Origin of the sequence: Idiomarina sp. UBA4206 (assembly GCF_002383015.1) — a bacterium.
GTDB lineage: Bacteria > Pseudomonadota > Gammaproteobacteria > Enterobacterales > Alteromonadaceae > Idiomarina > Idiomarina abyssalis.
This window is the reverse complement of record NZ_DFTS01000037.1, coordinates 12,695-14,528: the sequence shown is the minus strand read 5'-3', so window position 1 is coordinate 14,528 and position 1,834 is coordinate 12,695. Positions and strand designations below refer to the sequence as shown.

The 1,834-nt window shown below is 50.5% G+C and carries 2 protein-coding genes and 1 riboswitch; both genes read left to right on the top strand.

The annotated features are described in order from the left end of the window. Positions 1–275 precede the first annotated feature (275 nt). A riboswitch (molybdenum cofactor riboswitch) is annotated at positions 276–415 on the top strand. Beyond that, the gene (moaA, locus tag B3180_RS07565; RefSeq protein ID WP_054488684.1) at positions 404–1,381 is read left to right on the top strand and encodes a GTP 3',8-cyclase MoaA; all 978 of its coding nucleotides are present in this window, start codon (positions 404–406) and stop codon (positions 1,379–1,381) included. (Overlaps the previous riboswitch by 12 nt.) Before the next feature lies 1 nt (position 1,382). Then, positions 1,383–1,834: molybdenum cofactor guanylyltransferase (locus B3180_RS07560; protein ID WP_286843837.1), on the top strand; the 452-nt coding region annotated here is incomplete at its 3' end.

Genomic DNA, 1,834 nt, shown 5'->3' with positions numbered 1-1,834 from the left:
CAGGCTGTAGCGAGGCTCTCCGACGTAGACCGCATCGGCACCATAGGCAAAGGCCATACGCATGGCTTCCGGGCTACCGGCAGGGCAAAGCAATTCAGGGCGGAAATGAGCGGCTGACATAGAACACCTGTATGACCAAAGTGGCGGCAAAGATTAGCAGAAATTTCACCGGCAAAACTTGATGCATATCAAGGCTTATAGCGCTCAAATACCCCCTAAGTGGTAGTCCACCCCTCCCTTCAAGGGAATTTCGCTCTATAGCTTGCTCTACTAAGCTGTGCACACTACGCCGAGCTACCGGCTCTAAGCTCTTTTATTAGGGTATGAACGGTATGCCGTGGCAATTCAGCCACCAGGGTGCTTTTGGAAACGAAAGTACCTCCCGAACTTGGAAAGGTGTGATATGCAACAATTACAAGATCGCTTCGCGCGCCGCTTTACCTATTTGCGCCTGTCATTGACCGAAAGCTGTAACTTTCGCTGTGACTATTGCCTTCCCGATGGCCCTGACTGCAGCTCCCGTAAGTATGAAATTACTTTGCCTGAAGTGCGCCGTCTGGTAACGGCTTTTGCCAAACTGGGCACCACCAAAATACGCTTAACCGGTGGTGAGCCTTGTCTGCGTAAAGACCTGACGGAAATTATCGCTACCTGTAAGTCGGTTCCCGGCATTGAGAAAGTGGCTATGACCACCAATGGCTACCGCATGAAGCGCGACTTGCCCGCCTGGCGTGACGCTGGTCTGGACGCAATTAATGTCAGTATCGACAGCCTGGATCCCAGTACTTTTCATCTGGTGACCGGGCAAAATAAACTTCCGGAAATTATTGAAGGTATCGACCAGGCGGTTGATATGGACTTTGCAACGGTCAAGGTCAATACCGTGCTGCTAAAGCAATACAATGGCGGTGAGCTGCCTGAGTTTCTCAAGTTTATTAAAGACCGCAATGTGGCGTTGCGATTCATTGAGCTAATGCGTACTACGGACAATACAGAATACTATCAACGCCATCATGTCAGTGGAGAAAGCATAAAACAGCAGCTTCAGTCCGAAGGCTGGTCGCTTACTTCAAGAGCGGACAACGCTGGCCCTGCGCAGGAGTTTACGCACCCTGACTACAAAGGGAAAATGGGGCTTATTATGCCTTACAGCAAAGACTTCTGTGACGACTGTAACCGGCTGCGGGTTTCCAGCCTGGGCCAGCTGTTCTTATGCCTGTTTACCGAACAGCATCAGGATATTCGCAAGTACTTACAAAGCGATGATCCGGAACCGCTAATGAACGCACTGCGTGACAATATTATGCTGAAAGAAGCGACTCACGGCTTGCACGAGGGTAACAGCGGAGCAACGCGTCATCTGGCGATGATTGGTGGCTAACATGGTCGGCTCTAACCTAAGTTCTTCTTTCAGTAGCATACTGCTGGCTGGTGGTCGTTCTTCCCGTATGGGTAAGGACAAGGCTTTACTGCGTTTTGGTTCTGAGAACCTACTGGATTATATGCAGGCAAAGTTATCTGAGCTTGGCTGCCACAATATTATTGTCAGCCGCAATCAGCCAGGGTTTGTATCGGACACTATCCCGGACCAGGGGCCTCTATCAGGCTTGCATGCCTGTCTGCCGCATTGCCAACTTACTAAAGTACTGGTGGTACCGGTAGACATGCCGGCATTGACGGCTGAAACTTTGTTACCGCTGCTCAATAACCAGGCTTCAGCGAGTTACTATCAGGATTGTGCTCTACCTTGCGTGTTGACCAACAGCAAGGAGCTTCAGACGGATATTGAACAGCAATTGTCGGGCCCCAATGGTCGGCGATCAGTTTTTGCACT